The sequence below is a fragment of the Gardnerella sp. DNF00038 genome (assembly GCF_049262855.1).
Taxonomy (GTDB): domain Bacteria; phylum Actinomycetota; class Actinomycetes; order Actinomycetales; family Bifidobacteriaceae; genus Bifidobacterium; species Bifidobacterium vaginale.
The window spans coordinates 1367321-1384607 of record NZ_CP058407.1; the positions used below are offsets into that span (position 1 = coordinate 1367321).

Here is a 17287-nt window from a genome sequence, read left to right on the forward strand (position 1 = left end):
CGGAGCATTGTTATATCTGTAAAGCTATAGAACTGTAGACTACAGAGGTATAAGCTACAGAGATATAGGTGCGACAAATAGATGCCGTTAAATGATCTGGGTACTGGTAGCGGGTACTGGTAGCGAAATAGCATACCACTGCGATAATGACAGCGTACTACTGGCATTAGGTAATATCAGGCGACATACGCAATGCTACACGTACTAAATATGGCATACTGAACTACAGAGCTACTTACGTAATTTTTAACGCAACTCCAATCGCCTTACATTTTCCTGCAAATGTGGTCAAATAAAGCCAGAGCGAAAACAGATGCCGTGGAATAACACAGCAAATGTTTCCGCTCTGGTTTCGCACTTATTTCAATGCGTCAATACATCCGCAATTAAGCGTCAATACATTAGCAGCTAAAGCAGCAACTCAGCAGTAGCAGCCGCTGGCATCTAGGCGAGCGTCTGGGTTTAGAGCGTAGTACGGTTTCCTTACTTGGTATTGCGCGAGGTTTGAGTATTTCTCTCCTCGCAAATCCCGTCGCTACTCTCCTCTTTTATTGCTCGTATAGAAATACATCAAACCTTCTGAATATCTAGAACTTTTGCGTGGTTTTTATCACCGAGATTCTCGATTTTTCTTGCTACTTCAGCGAATCACCATCAAAGAGCTGCGAATCGACTTGCTTGAGCGCTTAAAGCGTAGCGCGCGAATGCACTTCGATTCGCTGAGCTTGCTCAAAGTTGAAAGCACAGTGTGCTTTCAACGCAAGCGAAGACGTGAGCGCGCTGTAACGCGCGAGCGATATGCTTCATTCGCTGCGAAAAATCTCGAATCTATACCTAACTTGGCGCAACCTTGTAGTGCGTTTGTACCTGATTTACGGCGTGTCGTCATACAATCGCACTACAGGGTTGATCGTCGTTCGCGCGGATTAGCCGTGTGATTCCGAACGTCTATTAGTAGCCGCTCGGCTGATCTGGCGCGTAAAGTCCACTGGACTTTACGTTTAAGCCAAATCACGCTTTGACTGAGCTTGAAATGCGTTATGAAATTTCAAGCTCAGTCAAAGCAAACGCACTACAAAAGTGCTCTCGCGCGCGACGCTTTAAAACTCAAAGCCACAAATCTATCTAAATGCAACTTTATAACGAGCAATAGCTGCAACAAATGTAAGTATAATGAACAGCGCAAAAGTATAAACAATGTTGCTTCCTGTTTGAAGCATAGATCCACCACGCTTTGAAACACCATTATCTACAACAGTTACTTCAGTCCATGCGATTTGTTTGCCACTCTCGTCTACAAGTAGAACAGTGTGTTTACCAGAGTATCCAGCTGGGAATATTGCATCGAATTGAGGCACGCCATTCACCATTCGTACAGTAACATACTTTGAACCGTCGGAGCCTTTAAGCAATCGCGGAGACGAGTAGATGTATGCGTAAGCATATGCAATACCTTCACGATTCAGACGTTCAATAAACTCGCCGTTTTGAATGCGAATGTTTACTTTGTTCACAACTCCAGCATTCGCAACATTATTGTCTCGTACTAGCAGAGTTCCTCTTAGCTCTGACTTAAGCTGCTGCACTGTTGCCGGTGCATTAGGAGTTGGAGCAGCTGATGATGGCTTAGCAGGCGCAGATACAGCAGAATTTGAGGAAGATTCAGGTTTTGTTTTAGCTGGTTTAGACTGATCTGAATTTTCATGCACATTCTGCTTAGGTTTTGAATGAGTTTGATATTCAGAAGTAGAGTGAGACTCAGCATTAGGCTTAGATTCAATACTATTATTAGGTTCATGAGCAGGCGTATTAGACTTAGAGCCTTGCTGGGATGCAGAACCTGATTCGGAATTACTAGGAGCAGTACCCACATCTGGGACTAAAGTATGTGGAGCAGGATGATTTTCAGTATCAGAGTCTCCAGGAGTTTGCTCACGACCAGGCGTAGATGAATTTGGCTCATGAGTTCCAGGATGAGTTTCTCCAGGAGTTGGAGTTGGAACTGGCGCTGGCTGAGGAGCCGGATTCACAGGATTAGAACCAGGCTGAGGATGAGGGCCAGGCGCTGGAGCCGGATTTGGCACTACAGGACCAGGAACAGGTGGCTGAGGTGATGGAGTAACAGTACCAGGAGTTTGTTCATGCCCAGGAGTAGATGGATTCGGCTTCTGCGTACCAGGCTTAGATTCATCCTTCAACTTATTGATATCCAAAGGATTCATCTTATATTTGAGAACATCATCAACATTAATATTTGCAAAAGGATTGTCGTTCTTCTTTTCAGCATCCTTCACAAGTACTGAAGTCGAAAGAGCAGAAACCTTGTAATTTCCATTGTCATCTACAGATGCTTCAGGACACACTGACTCATCATTGCTGTTAGCTTTCCCATCAGCAATGCGCACGCGATACTTTCCTTTGCCAATATTCACAGTAAATTCACCACTATTAGCATTGAAAATAAACACATACGTTTTACCGTTGTTGTCAACACTAAATGCGTTAATACCATCGCTGCTCTTAATCCAATGCATATTATTGTTAACATCAGAATATTCAGAATCTCGTAAAGCTGGAATCTCGTTTCTTAGCTTTATCAACGCTTTGAAGTACTCGACAGCATCTTCATTCGTTTTAACTAAATCCCACTTAACGGAATTGTCACCGTCGCCAGCATTGTAACTATTAGCATTACCATTCTTGCTTCGTAAGAACTCTTGACCAAGCTCAAAGAATGGCATGCCATGCGCAAACATTACAAGCGAATTAGCAAGCATTACTCGCTTCTTAAGATTCTCTTCTGTCTCATTAGGCAAGGATTTCTTCAACTTATCGTAAAGATTAAGATTGTCGTGAGCTTCAACATATTGCACAGTCTGACCAGCATTCGCGTAGCGCCTACCAGTGCAGCTTGCGTTTCCAGGCTGGCAACCGTAAAGATTTTGCATTACAAGATTGTCGCTGCCTCTGTTTCCAGACACGAATCCAGCAACATCATCATCTCCTTGACCCTTTACAGCATCACGGAAGGAATCGTTAAAGAACGCAACGCCATTATTTTCAGCAAGCTTATACGCATTAGGCTGAATAGTGCGGTTTCCATAAGGCAATTGGCTCATATCCCAGCCTTCGCCAAGAATAATCGAGTTCGGGTCAATTGCATGAACAGCTTCACGCACTTCCTTAATGGTTTCAAGGTCAATCAATCCCATCAAATCAAAACGGAAGCCGTCAATACCGTACTCTTTAGCCCAATACTTTACAGAGTCAACAATATACTTTCGCATCATTTTGCGCTCTGAAGCAGTATCGTTTCCGCAACCAGATCTATTAGACAAGCTGCCGTCATCGTTGTAACGGAAGTAGTAGCCTGGCACAGTCTGTCCAAAAGCGTTCTTTTCTGCGTTATAAACATGGTTATAAACCACGTCCATAATCACGCGCAAACCAGCCTTATGTAGACCTTCAACCATTTGCTTTAGCTCCGTAATACGCGTAGCAGGATTTGCTGAATCAGACGCATAGGAGCCTTCTGGAACGTTGTAGTTTATTGGATCATAGCCCCAGTTTTGATGAGGATTATCTTTGTCGTTCTTATCAACATAACTCAAATCTCCTGCTTCATTAACAGAACCAAAATCATACATTGGCATGATTTGCACATGAGTGATGCCGAGGGACTTCAAATAATCAAAGCCAGTTGGCTTGCCATCTTTTTTAGCACCAGATTGAATTACACCAAGATACTTTCCGCGCTTTGCAACATCTACGCCAGAACTTTCATGAATCGAAAAGTCGCGAATATTCATTTCTGCAATAGTCGCATCAGTTGGACGCTTTCCAAATGATGCCTTACGAGATACAGGTGTTGCCATGTTGCCACCGAATACAACGGATCTCATTCCATTTCGCACAGCAGCTTTTGCATAAGGGTCTGGAGAATTATTAACAGTGCCATCTGCAAAATAAACCTTGTATGTATAAGCAGTGCCAGCTTTTGCATAACTCGTAGTAATACTCCACACGCCAAGCTTTCCATCTTCTGTGCCAAGAGTCATATCTTGCTTTTTATCTTCTTGCGCTTTTTCATCAGTTGACTTATAAGTTACTAACTCCACTTTTGCAGCAGTTGGCGCCCAAAGCTTGAAAGTCGTAGAACCATCTTTTACAACAGCACCCAAGTCATCGCCTGTGTACGCATACTTTTGATCAAACTCATCAGTGCGAACAATCTTAGAACCTTTAACAGTTGAAGCAGACACTGTTTTAGGCATTCCACCAACACCCTTAATGTTGATTTCATACATTTTCTTAAGATCTAATTCGTTCTTTGCAGTGATTACGATCCTATTATCCACAACAGCAACTTGCGAAATATCTACTGTCTTGTGTTGATTTTTCTTTGAATCTGTAGCATCAGTTACAGTAACATTTTTCTTCTCAACTTCCGAAGGGTCGCCGCTCACGTTTACAGTAAATTCCTTAAAAGACGTAATATCAGCATTAATAGCATTAGCCTTCGTGTTGATTACGTTTGGGCTTAAGTAAACTCTACTATCGCCCTGCATAAGCCAGATTTCAGCATTACCAGTGTTACCATCTTCGCTTAAGGTAATTGCTTTTGCAGGAATTGGGCGATCGCCTTCGCCAGGATCTTTAGAAACCCAATCGTTGCCTTGCATAGAATAGCGCACAATAAACTTTGAATCTTTTATGCCAGAATCATTGTGGAATGTATATTCTGCAATCTTACCGAAATCATCATGAGCCGTAAAATCTTGCTTTACGCCCTTCTCACTACCGTACCAAGTCCAAAGATTCCAACCAGCGTAATCCTTATTTGTTCTGCGGTAGTGAACAGTAACATTTAATGTTTTAATGCTATTAAGCTTGTTAGAGACTTCAGATGGAGGTTCTGCAAAAGTATTTGAATCTCCTCCGTAAACCCAAGCTTCGCCAACACCATCTTCGATTTGCCAGATATTACGATCTCCGCCGTCCTTATGCCAGTCCTGACCATCAACGGGTTTCTCGGTAATAATAAATCCAACTTTTCCGCTCTCGTAAGTGCCATCAGCTTCAACTGCGTAAGTCTTACCAAAAGCGTCTTGACCATTGAATTCATGCCAAGCACCTTTTATCTCTTGACCATCTGCATTTTTAAGACCCCAGATATAGACGCCCATATGGCGATTGTCACCATATTTTTGCTTATAGTGAATAACAATCTTTGTCTTTAATTCAGTAGGCTTTGAAGATGTGTCCTCAACCTTGCAAGGAATGCTAGCAGATTCAGAACCGTTCAAATCGGCATCTACTACATAAGTTTTCGAACCAGCTTGAATTTCAAAGTTTTCTCTAGACTTATTGTTCTTGTTATACCAATTACTTCCACCGTCATTAAATACAGCAGTAATTTGCTTGCCATTATTAGGAATTGTTCTTGCAAACCAATCATTGCAAACTTTGCGCATTGGCCTACCAGGAACTGCAGTCCAAGAATCATTGCCGATTTTATAATGAATATTTACGGAACTTGGCTTAGGACTTCTATTCTTAGCATTAAAATAGACAGTTGTTGACTGGTCTTGAACATCGTCAACATTGTATTTTGGATCAGATTCATCACGTGCTGGACCAGCTTTACTAGCGCTATCTGCTTTAGAATCCGCATGCAAAGCAATTGCAGAATAAGGAGCAATAGTCGCAGAAACCTTGCCATCTGTAACTTTAACAGTCTTAGAGCAATTCCCCGCAGCATAAACGTTGCAATACTCACCATTTGGCAAATCAGTAGTATACAAAACTTTCTTTGCGTTTGGAGTATTGTTGATTGCTAAGAATCCCTTGCCTGCACGACTAAAAGCAATGTTATTATTGTCACTCTCCTGCCAATTAGTTACTTGAGCACCATTTACAGCATTAAAGAAGCCAACCATTCCACGAATCGAAGTCCAACGCTGAGTGCACTGCCAACCAGTTGTTGGAGAACAATCTACATTTGGAACAGAGGTTTCAGTCGCACCAGGCGCACCATCATCCTTATTTTTTGCATCAAACCTATACCCCGAGTAAATGTTTGGGTTTCCGTAAGGGTAGCCAAGCATAAACGCGTTTGCAAGCTCGTAGCGAGGACCATCCTTATAAGTAAGAGTGCGCACATAATTTTCTCGAGGAGTATCCCAATTAGTAACAAAAATTGAAGCTTTATCGCTTGGAACAAGTCCATTAGTAATATTCTTTAGATTCGATATTGAGCCATAAAAATCGTTCTTTAATCGGTAAGAATATTGGAATTCGTTGACTTCGCCTTCGTTTAAATGCTTATCTGGCTGTATTTCTTTAGCTTCAGAAGGATTGCCAATCGTCTCCTGCATCCACCAAATCTTGTCAGGCGTAGTGTGCGCAGCATCAGCAGCAGCTTTCTTAATCGCAGCCATATCTGTTGGAGAAATATGTTTTACTGCGTCGATACGGAAGCCAGCAACACCAAGCTTGAGCAAATTAGCAAAGTACTTACCTAAAGTCTCTCGCACATGCTGCTTTGACGTATCCAAATCAAGCAAGCCAACAAGCCTGCGATTCCACACTTCCTCAGAATTGTTATAGTGCTCAATATTCCTAGCATCTTGATGGAAATCATCCTTCTTATATCCAGCATCTGGGAAATCTTCTTTAGCAGCGCTATATTGGCTCCCACCAACACCCTCTGTATGAGTGTCACCAGCACCAGTCATGTGATTAATAACAGCATCCGCAATGATTTCAACGCCTGCAACTTTGCAAGTGTCAATCATGCTCTTAAACTCATTTTCAGTACCGAGTTTTGACTTTAATTTATAGCTCACAGGCTGGTAAGAAGTCCACCACTGAGTACCCTTTACATGCTCATTTGGAGGAGACACCTGCACATACTTAACACCCTCAGGACCATAAGTTGTTTTGCATTCTTGAGCAATACTCTTCCAATTCTGCTGGAATGCAGTAACAATAACGCCCTTACGGTTAAGAGTTAGATTGCTAGATTGAGGATTACTAGATTCACTACTAGACTCACTACTAGCGCTTGCATTGCCAACAACAGCAAAACCTGTTATTAACATTGCACTCGCTGCAATCATAGAAACTATTTTCGACGCAAGGTGGCGATGAGTGACCATCTGCATATCCTTTCCTCCGTTGGCACAAACATGCTTCTATATTGTTTTATTCCATGCAAAACATGAAAACTATAGGTGACACAACTATGTTTCACTTCTTATTACAACCAACTTTGGTTTACACATAAGATTGCTTATTTTGAACGCAAATCGCCATAAGCACATTGAATTTTTCGCAATTTTGCACGTAAGGAGCTATTGTAACACTTTTGCAATTTTTACAAAAGTCAAAAATACAACTGCTATATTAGTTACGCTTGTAGTCGAATCGACCTGCCTTCGAGCTTAGAGCGTAGCGTGCGAACAACACAATACGACGCAAATTCAGTACAAACGCACTACAGTTTTGTTTGTTTGTGTAGTGCGTTTGTATCAAATTTTGGCATTTTTTGGTACAAACGCACTACAAGATTCTACCTGAGAGTCAGCAATAGTAGCCGCTTGCATCTAGGCGAGCGTCTGGGTTTAGCAGCATAGCTTTTTCTGCTTCGTGACCATCGTAGCGAGTGCCATCCGGAAGGCGCGTGCCATCCTTCAGCAAGTGACGATTCTCAACAGGCTCGAACAAAGCAGATCGACCCATCATTCCTTCCTCAAATCGCCTCTGGCCCGCAGCCAAACGCGCATTCGCCTTGGTACGCCAATTCTTAAGCATATTAACACCTGCGCTAGCAGCTACAGCAGCCTCAAAAGCACCAGGATGAACCAATGCCACAAATCCGCTAACATGACCGAAGCCGAGCGAAGTTGCGAGAGCAACCTTCACTGCACAAGAACCTGCACAATCGCCAATGCGCATCGGCTCACGCAACCAAACCATGTAGTCGTCGCGCGCAAGCTTAGGATCCACGCAGTCAAGTGATGCGTTTCCAGGGATTACGCCACTTCTAAACAGTTGTGTCAAACCGTTGATTTGGAAGATGCACGCACCACCCTTTGCATGTCCGGTCAGCGTCTTTTGGCTGATTACGAACAGTGGATTTCCGTCCGTGCGTCCGATTGCGTGCGCAAGAGTATTGTGCAGCTCGGATTCGTTCGGATCGTTTGCATTCGTAGAAGTATCGTGCTTAGAAACCACAGCAATATCGTCCGGAGTAACGCCGAGAGCTGCCAAATCACGCACGAGCTTAGACTTAGCTCCACCCATGCCTGCAGCCAAAGCACCCAAGCCCGGAGCAGGAATAGAAGTGTGAATGCCGTCAGCGTAGGAGTGAATGAAACCAACCACACCAGCAACAGGCAAGCCAAGCTTCAAAGCAATATCGCCGCGCGTAACCAAAATCGTACCGCCGCCTTGTGCTTCAAGGAAGCCTCCACGTCTGCGATCGTTTGCGCGAGAGAAGAATCGTGGATTGATGCCCTTCGCATACATTTCTTCGCTATTGGCAGTTGCGTTCATATTGCCGAAGCCAACTACGGATTCCACACCGATATCGTCAATTGCGCCAGTTACTACGAAGTCAGCTTTGCCGAGAGCAATCTTGTCGACGCCTTCTTCGAGCGAAACCGCTGCAGTTGCGCATGCAGACACCGGCTGAACCATATTTCCGTAGCCGCCGATATAGGTTTGCATTACGTGAGCTGCAACAACGTTTGGAAGCGCCTCTTGCAATACGTCCGTAGGAATTTCGTGGTTAAGGAAGCGATCCAAGTACAGTTTGCGCATTGAACTCATGCCGCCGAAACCGGTTCCTTGCGTGGAAGCAACCATCGACGGATGCACAGATTGCAAAATCTCCGAAGGCGTGAAACCAGCAGAAATATAAGCGTCTACAGTTGTGACAATATTCCACAGCGCAATCGTGTCAACACTTCCAACCATTGAAGCTGGAATACCCCACTTCAGCGGATCGAAGCCCTTAGGGAATTGTCCACCGACGGTTCTGGTCATTGCAGCCCTACGCGGCACGCGAATCATAGAACCTGCCTTGCGCGTAACAGTCCATTCGCCAGATTCTGCATCGCGAGCAATCTCAGTGTGCGATTCGTCAAGCGCCACGTATTCGCGCGCAATTGTTTCTGTTGGAACGCTGAAACTCACGTCGTGATCGAGGAAGATTTCTGCTTCTTCTTCGTTCGCTCCATCCTTGTAGTCGCCACCCATGCCGGTTTCGAATGGTCGAATACCGGAGCGCGCCACTACTTCATCGCGATATTTCTCTGCAATATCTTCTTCTGGAACAAGCGTGCCGTCCGCATCATACCAGCCTGGCTTTGGTGAATCCTGCCAAGTAAGCAAGCCCATATTCCAAGCCAATTCCAGTACTGCTCCTGCAGAAAGCTCCACGGATCCATCTTCGCGAATTCCAAGTTCTGCTTCGAAACGAGTACGTCCAGAACCCCATGGTCCAAGTTCGCCGACTGAGACGATTACAATTTCGTCTTCTGGACGCGCTGTTACGTTCTTCCAATCAGCCAAGTTGACTCGCGGCTGAGTTGGCACGTAAGGCGTTGGAAGTGCTTTGTTGGTTGATTTAGCAGTTGATTTAACAGAAGATTCTGCAGCTTCTTCTGCAGCTTCTTCTGCAGCTTCCGCAGCTTCAGCACGCTTCTGATCTTCCAGTGCTTCTGCACGAAGAGCATTCAAATCAAGAGGCTCCTTGCCTAATCCACCCGTAAGATCAACGTTCAAAGGCGCGATTGCGGCCTGTTCGCGCGCTTCCTTCGTGCACAAATCGAGCAAACGATCTGCCATTTCTTGCGTTGAGTAGGTAGTTAATCCATGACGTTCAACTACAGCCACAAGCGGATCATTTCCACCCATTAAGCCGGTTCCACGCACCCATCCAATCTTAGGATGCGCAAAAGTCACGCGATCCGACCACACACTTTCTGCATGCGCACGGTTCACAATCGCGTCGAAAGCACTCTTGACTTCGCCGTAAGCACCATCGCCGCCGAACATACCTCGGTTTGGAGAGCCAGGTAACACAACGTGCATACGATGTTGTACATCTGTATCTGCTCCAATCTGTGCAAATCCGGCGATTGCACGCTCCACACCCCACAGCATCAAGCGCGATTGCGATTCAAAAAGCGAACCAGAATCAGCCAAAGTACCGTGAACTGGTGGAGCTGCAAACGGGAAGAACATGCTCGGCTCGTAAGCAGGCTTCAAAATAGTAGTAGTTGCGCCGCTAACTTTCTTCGAAACTGTGCCAACCCACTTTACAAGCGCGTCAACATCGCGATAACTAGACAAGTTTGCTGGAACAAGCCACAACTTTGCGCCCATTTGAGCGTTTTCGCGATACGCTTTCTTCGCCCAAGACTTAACGCTCGGCTTGAAACTGTGCGAAGTTGCGATAACCGTAGCTCCACCCTTAAGCAAGCCCGTTACTACGCGAGCAGCAATCGAATTAGGAGCAACGCCTGTAACTACTGCAACTTCTCCTGCAAAACGAGTTGCTTGAGCAGTATCGGCGTTGTTTTGCGCAAGTTTAGTGCGAGAATCGCGAACAATACCATTAAATATTGTTGCAAGATTGTTTAATTCGCGAGATTTAGAAAGACTTGCAAACCACTCAGCTTCCGAAGCTACTGCTTCCCCTGCACCAAGGAAACTACCAAAATCATTTAAGATTTCAGAAACTTCATTTACCTGAATATCAACATTCTTTCCAGCATACTTGTAGTACAAGCGAGCAACGTCTTCGCGAGCCGAAGCCCAGCGGTCGTCGAAAAGAATTGCCTTTCGCTCATCAAATCGAGGAGCCACCTGCTTTGGCCAATCTGCACCAAGCTCAGCTTCAACAGCAGACACAACAGCAGCATTTTCGTCACTTTCAGTTTCTGCTTTAGGAGCCTCAACACCAAGCTTTGCTAGCACAAACTTAGCAGTTGCAGCAAGTATGCCATCTGCGCCAACAACCTGCTGAGCGAAAGCGTCAAGAGCTGCAGAATCAACAACAGCACCGCCGGCTGCGCCAGCAGCACCAGGCTGAGAAACGCTAACGCCATGAGCTTGAGCAACTTGTGCAATTGCTGCGTCGATTAAAGCGTCAGCTGCAGCAGTATTCTTTGCAGGATCAGTTGAAAGTTGCGCAAGATTTTCACCGCGCACGCTAGCACCTTCACGCGTTTGCAAAACCAAAGCCGCAAGAACGTGCGCACGCCAGCCTTCTCCAAGTTGCCAGACTTCAGAGATTCGCTTGTCAATTTGCGCTGGTTTCACACCGGCTGCACCGAAAAGCGCACGCAAACGTTCGCGCACAATATCGGAAAGCACGGCACCAAAAGCTTTATAGCGAGGAGCAACCGAATCAACTAACTTTTTAAGCGCACTCATTGGAGCTTCTGCAGCACCGTCCACGCTTGCCACGCCAAGCTCGGAACTAATATCCATAAGAAGCTGGTTTCTGCGCGAAGATACGCCATTTGTAAGCGTATCAGTTGTATCAGTGTCGCCGATTTGGTCAAGACGGATTTTTGCACTATACGCAATAAGCATTGAGATTGCGTCGGATGCTTTGAATGGCAAGTCTGCTACAGGTCCGCTTGCGGCTGCATTAGCTGCAGGAGCAGCAGAGACAACATTTGCTGCAGGAGCTGCAGGAGCAGTAGTCGCATCAGCAGTGCTACTTGCTTCTTGACTATCTTCCTCAGTAAACACTTCAGGCACAAGCGAATCAGTGTCAGTCATATAAACGCGACCTTCGTCACGACCAACGTTGTAAACAGTCACTTTTTCGCCACTAAACTCCGGCAAAGCAAGAGTTTTAGCACCAAGATTTGCCAAAGTTGGCGCGTTTCCTAAACCAACTTCAACGTACTCTTCAACGCCAAGACCACCGCGAGCGCGATCGGCAAACATAAGAGCCTGCGTTTCAATCCAACGAACTGGAGAAGCGAACTGCCATGAAAGAAGCTCCGTAAGAAGCAATCTACCGAGCTTCTGCTCATCCTCTGCATAAGATTTCCACGTAGTTTCATCTTCCAAAGCTGCTTCAATGCGCTCAGATGGCACAACATCCAAAATCTTTTGCGCAAATTCTCGCGTAAGCTCAAACGGGCAAGCCACGAGGTTTGGAATGTAACGGCCTACAAGCACAGAGTAATCAATATGCTTCGGCAGCAGCGAATCGAGCTTGTCGCGGAATTCTGGCACACCCTTTCGAAGAATTCGAGAGTGGAACGGCACGTCAATTCCTGGCACAAGCATAAATGGAGGCTTACCGCCATACTCTTTAGCCCTCTTGGTAGAATCTTGAGCCAAAGCTTTCAAACCTTTTATTGTGCCTGCTATTGCGTATTGTTGACCTGCCAAGTTGTAGTTTACGATTTGCAAGAATTCGCCAGTTTGCTTAGAGATTCCTTCAACGTACGCGTTTACACCATCATCGTCCACACCGAACTGGTTTGGACGCAAAGCGCCCATTCGATAGTTGGATCGGCCTTGCTCATCTCGCTCAATCAAGTGATGCATTGTAGATCCGCGGTGGAACACGAGTTCCAACACGGTTTCTAGCGGAATAATTTGAGCGAAGGAGCTTAGCGCATTGTATTCGCCAAGCGAGTGACCAGCAAAATACGCAGGCCAAATATCGCATCCTGCTTCTCTTAAACGCGCGGTTTGCGCAAAAGCAACAGTAGCGAGCGCAACTTGAGTAAATTGCGTTAAGTTGAGCAAGCCTTCTGGATGACGATATGTTACGCCATTTGCTGTTAATTCCTTAGGATTATCTCGCACTACAGCAAGAATTGAGAATCCTAGTTTTTCGCGAGTGAGTTTGTCTGCGCGCTCCCAAGTTTCGCGCACAGCTGGCGATTTTGCGCGCTCATCCAATGACATTCCTTGTTTTTGGATACCCTGACCTGGGTATACGAATGCTGCACGTGGAGCGCGAGTAAGTGCGCTCGCTTTAGAAACTATTTGCCCGTTTACTCGGCATGTGATTTCTAGCGCTAGCCCTCCGCGGCGTACTTTCCCTACTCGTTCTACGGTAATTTCTACCTCGTCGTTAAGCTGCACCATGCCGTACATGTTGTACGTCCAGCCAACAAGATCATAGCGTGCGCCTTTTTCATCCAATGCTTGAGCAACATGCTGAGCTGCTGCTGAAAGCCACATGCCGTGTACTAGAGGTGCGGAAAGTCCAGAGATTGCGGCTCCTCTTTTGGATGTGTGTATTGGGTTAAAGTCACCTGATGTGCGCGCAAAAGCTGTCATGTCTTTAGGTGCGCGAATTACGACGCGTCTAAGCGCTCTTCTAGGCGTGTTGTCTACGCTAAATCCGTGTAATTCTGCCGCATCTCCGTATTCTGGAGCAGACTTTGGTAGTGCTGCACTGTAGCTTCGCCCACGAATCGCGAATCGTTCTGTTTCGTGCGCGATTTTTGTTCCGTCTTGCGCATTGTGAATTATGTGTATTGTCACTACTCGCCCAGAAGCTGATTCGGCGTAATCTTCTGCCCAACCAGTGAGGTTTATGCGTGTTCCAACATATTTTTGCAGGTCTTCTGTAGATACATCTAGTTCTATTAGGTGGTCTAAATGTACTGCGTTGAGTAGTCCTTCAATTACTGGGTATCCGTCTACCATTACAGATCCTAGTGCTGAGTATATTGTTGGCCATGCTGGACCTACTAGCGCGTCTGGCACGATTCTTGATGCTTGTAAACCTTCTGGTAGGCGTCCAGCTGTAGCGGATTCGTGGTCGATTCCTAGGTTTCTAGAAAGCGTGTATGCTGATTTAACCACGCCAAACGGCATTTCGCAGGCTGTTTCACATGTTGTTTCACAGGCTGATTTGTTAGCTTTTCCACAAGCTATTTCTTTTTTAACTTGCTCGCACGCTTCTTGGCTTGCGTCTACTTTTGGCATTTCACTTAAAACATCTCCAGTAATCGCAGTATTTCCAATGCCTGCGGTTGCTGCCAACATGTTATAAACGTGTTTTGGTAGTCGCTCGCGGTCTACTACTGGTATGCTTCCAGCACGCTTTGCATATACAATAAGCGGAATTACTATATCTCTAACAGCATGATTTTTTCCGCTGTTCTTTACGCTATTCTTGATACCGTTTTCATTGTCTGATTCATGCTCATCCCAGAACGTGTCTAGTTTAATGTCTAGATCAAGCTTAATTACGCTATTTTCTTCACTTATTACGGTTATAACATAGTTTTCACTATTATTTTGCGTTTTATAAGCAGGATTATTGGTTACGTGACCAATCCAAGAAATATTCGGACATGAGCGCACATATTCTTCAATATTTTGCGCACAGTCTATTTGGCTAAACGCGTTTTGATTAAAGTCCAGAGGCAAGTCGCAAGCAACCGAACGATTTATAACCGCAGCCTCAAATCTTCCTAAAATATCCGCGATCGGCTCATCCATTGTGGTTATTCCTGCAACAGAAATAGGTCCTGGAATTACTCGCACAGCATCCGCAGAATATCGCGAATCTTCCGACTGCCAAAGCTGATCCTGACCCCACCAGCGAAGAAGATCATTGTCAATTACTGGCACAAATGGCATCGGCTTAGGATATTCACGCACCAAGGTTGGGAACCACGCAGCATCCATTGGAACAACGTTCATCGTGCTCGCATTAGGAAAAACTTGCACAAGAGAATCGAGAGCAGACTGAGGATTTTCAGCAACCTGCTTAATATCTGGCAAAATCGAAGTAAATTCGCCAGAATCTTGGCTTATTAAACGCGCTTCAATACGCTGTAACAAATGCAGGTAGCGATCCGCGTAAGTAGGATCTGCCCAAGGATAGCTTAAATCAAGGAATCGCTGCGCAAACTGGGTATATGTCATATTTTCAACATCGCCAAAATATGGTTTTGCAGTAGAGTTAAGCGCGCGAATCACTTCATCTCTGCGGCTAGAAAGCTCTTCTGGATGCTTCATCATATGAACAAGAAGACGACCACAGCGCGCGGACGCATTCTCAATCTCGTAAATATCCGCGTGCAAATGGCTTAATCCGCTTGTTACTCCGCCAACAACCTTTCCAGAAGGCACCCAGCGCTCTCCAATCGGAGCAAACGGATCTTCACTTGCGCCAAGACCTTCCACACACGCATCATTTGCTTCTGTGATTCCAGGCGTCTCCACCAACATGCGCTTAACTTGCGCGCTTGTGTGCGCTTCCTTTGCTGTCATTGCTGCCGTGCCGATCATCACAGCATCTACTGGCATATTTGGCAAACCGTACTTATTGGACCATTCGCCACTAATGTAATCGGCAGCGCGCGAAGGAGTGCCGATTCCGCCACCTGCTACAAGCACCAAATTATTGCATTCGCGCACTTGAGCATAAGTGCTAATCAGCAAATCATCTAGCGACTCCCATGAATGGTGGCCGCCTGCAGATCCGCCTTCTACTTGCGCAATAATTGTTGCTGGCTTAACAGCTTTTGCAATGCGAACTACTTGGCGAATCTGCTCTACTGTTCCTGGCTTAAAAGCAACATACGGGAATCCGTCGGCTTGAAGAGTTTCAACAAGTTCTTTTGCCTCGTCTAACTCTGGGATTCCTGCAGATATTACAACGCCGTCGATTGGCGCTCCAGAAGCACGCTTTTTTGGAACTATACGTTTGCTGCCAAATTGTAAATTCCACAAATAGCGGTCCATAAACATGGCGTTGAATTCTACGGTTGCTCCTTCTTGCAATTGCTTGCTCAAAGAATCCATGTGCCTGTCGAATACTTCTTCTGTTACTTGTCCACCGCCTGCAAGTTCTGCCCAATATCCTGCGTTGGCTGCGGCGGCTACAATTTCTGGGTCTACTGTGGTTGGAGTCATGCCAGCAAGAAGCACAGGAGCTTTGCCTGTTAGCTTGCTGAATTTTGTTACAACTTTCTTTCCAGCTGGAGTATCGATTACTCGCGGCGCAAAATCCGCCCAGCAGCCGGTACGCAATAATTCAGCTTCTGCAGCGCTAGTTGTGCTTGCTTTTGCACGCGCGTTCATTGTTCCAACTTCTACTACGCCAGCTCCGCTTCCTTGTAGTAGCACGTTTGTTAACTTGCCAAGCACTTCTCCTGGACCCATGTCTAATACGTATAGCTCTCGCGCATTTACGTTATTTAAAACTTCTGCTATTTGATTCGTCCAATCTACTGGCTCCACTAGCACAGCGCTTGCAAGCTTTAGTGCAAGTTCAGCATCTAATCCTGCGTCCTTTGCCCAGGCTTCAACTTGTTCTACAGCAGGTTTCATGATTGGAGAATGGAATGGCACTGTAACATCTAAATACTCTGCGATTGGCGCAAAAACCGATCCGCCTCGTTCCTTCATTTCGCGCATTTTTTTGGAGCGCTGCGACTCTTTCTGTGCCTGATTTTGCACGGCTTCCATGTCTTCTGGATATCCTGATAGCACAATGTGATTTCGCGAGTTTTTAACTGCGATTGATATAACGCCTCTGGTTCTTTCTACTCGCCCGATCAAGGCTTTTGCCTGATCAAATGTCACGCCTTTTAGCGATAGCATTGGTGTTTTTTCGCCGTTTCCACTGATTTCTAACATTCGCGCTTCGCGGTCTGCGGCTGCTCCGATTATGTATGCGATTGCTATAAGTTCAGCTATTTGGTTTTGTGCGTTTTGCCATGACCCTGCTTTTATACGAGCTTCTACTATTTTTGCGGCTATTATGCCTTGAGAGTGTCCAAGGCTTGCAATTGGCTTGTTTACTTCAAAGTTGTAGCCTAAGTTTGTTAGGTCTTTTACGCTTGCAAGCTGAGCAATTGTGATTCCTGGTACGCTTAATTGTGCGCTGGCTGTGTTGATTTTAGGATTTTCTAAAGCATCGAATACGTTTATGTCACTTCCAGCATTTGCTAATAACTGTGGATATATGTTTGATAGTAAAGTTTTTGCTAATTTGTTATATTCGCGTAATTCTTTATTTAATTCTGCATCGTTTTGTGTTTCTTTTAAGGCTTGCACCCATGGTGTGGATTGTCCTGCGAAGGTAAGAATGTGTGGTGTTTGTGCGAGCTGGTCAAATAAGTATGTTGTCATTTTATTTTCCTTTGTTCGTGGGTTTAAGTTTTATTTTTAAAATTTATTTGTGCTTTTTGGATTATTTGTGCTTTTTGGATTTATTTATCTTTGGTCGCTTTATGCGCGGTTGCTGGCGACTTTTGAGTGTTTTCCAAATAAT

At 45.3% G+C, this 17287-nt stretch carries 2 protein-coding genes; both read right to left on the reverse strand.

From position 1 onward, the window contains the following. Positions 1 to 1121: 1121 nt before the first annotated feature. Positions 1122 to 7160 carry a type I pullulanase gene (gene pulA / locus HXT19_RS05275; protein WP_180947130.1) on the reverse strand — a complete coding sequence of 2013 codons (6039 nt, stop codon included), beginning with the start codon at positions 7158 to 7160 and terminating at the stop codon, positions 1122 to 1124. A gap of 424 nt (positions 7161 to 7584) precedes the next feature. Beyond that, on the reverse strand, positions 7585 to 17145 hold the full coding sequence (locus HXT19_RS05280) for a type I polyketide synthase (protein WP_101887705.1): 9561 nt from the start codon (positions 17143 to 17145) through the stop codon (positions 7585 to 7587). Positions 17146 to 17287 lie beyond the last annotated feature (142 nt).

Coding starts and splice junctions, on each gene's coding strand:
- pulA (WP_180947130.1), bottom strand. CDS start 7,160: ATGGTCACTCATCGCCACCTTGCGTCGAAAATAGTTTCTATGATTGCA.
- HXT19_RS05280 (WP_101887705.1), bottom strand. CDS start 17,145: ATGACAACATACTTATTTGACCAGCTCGCACAAACACCACACATTCTT.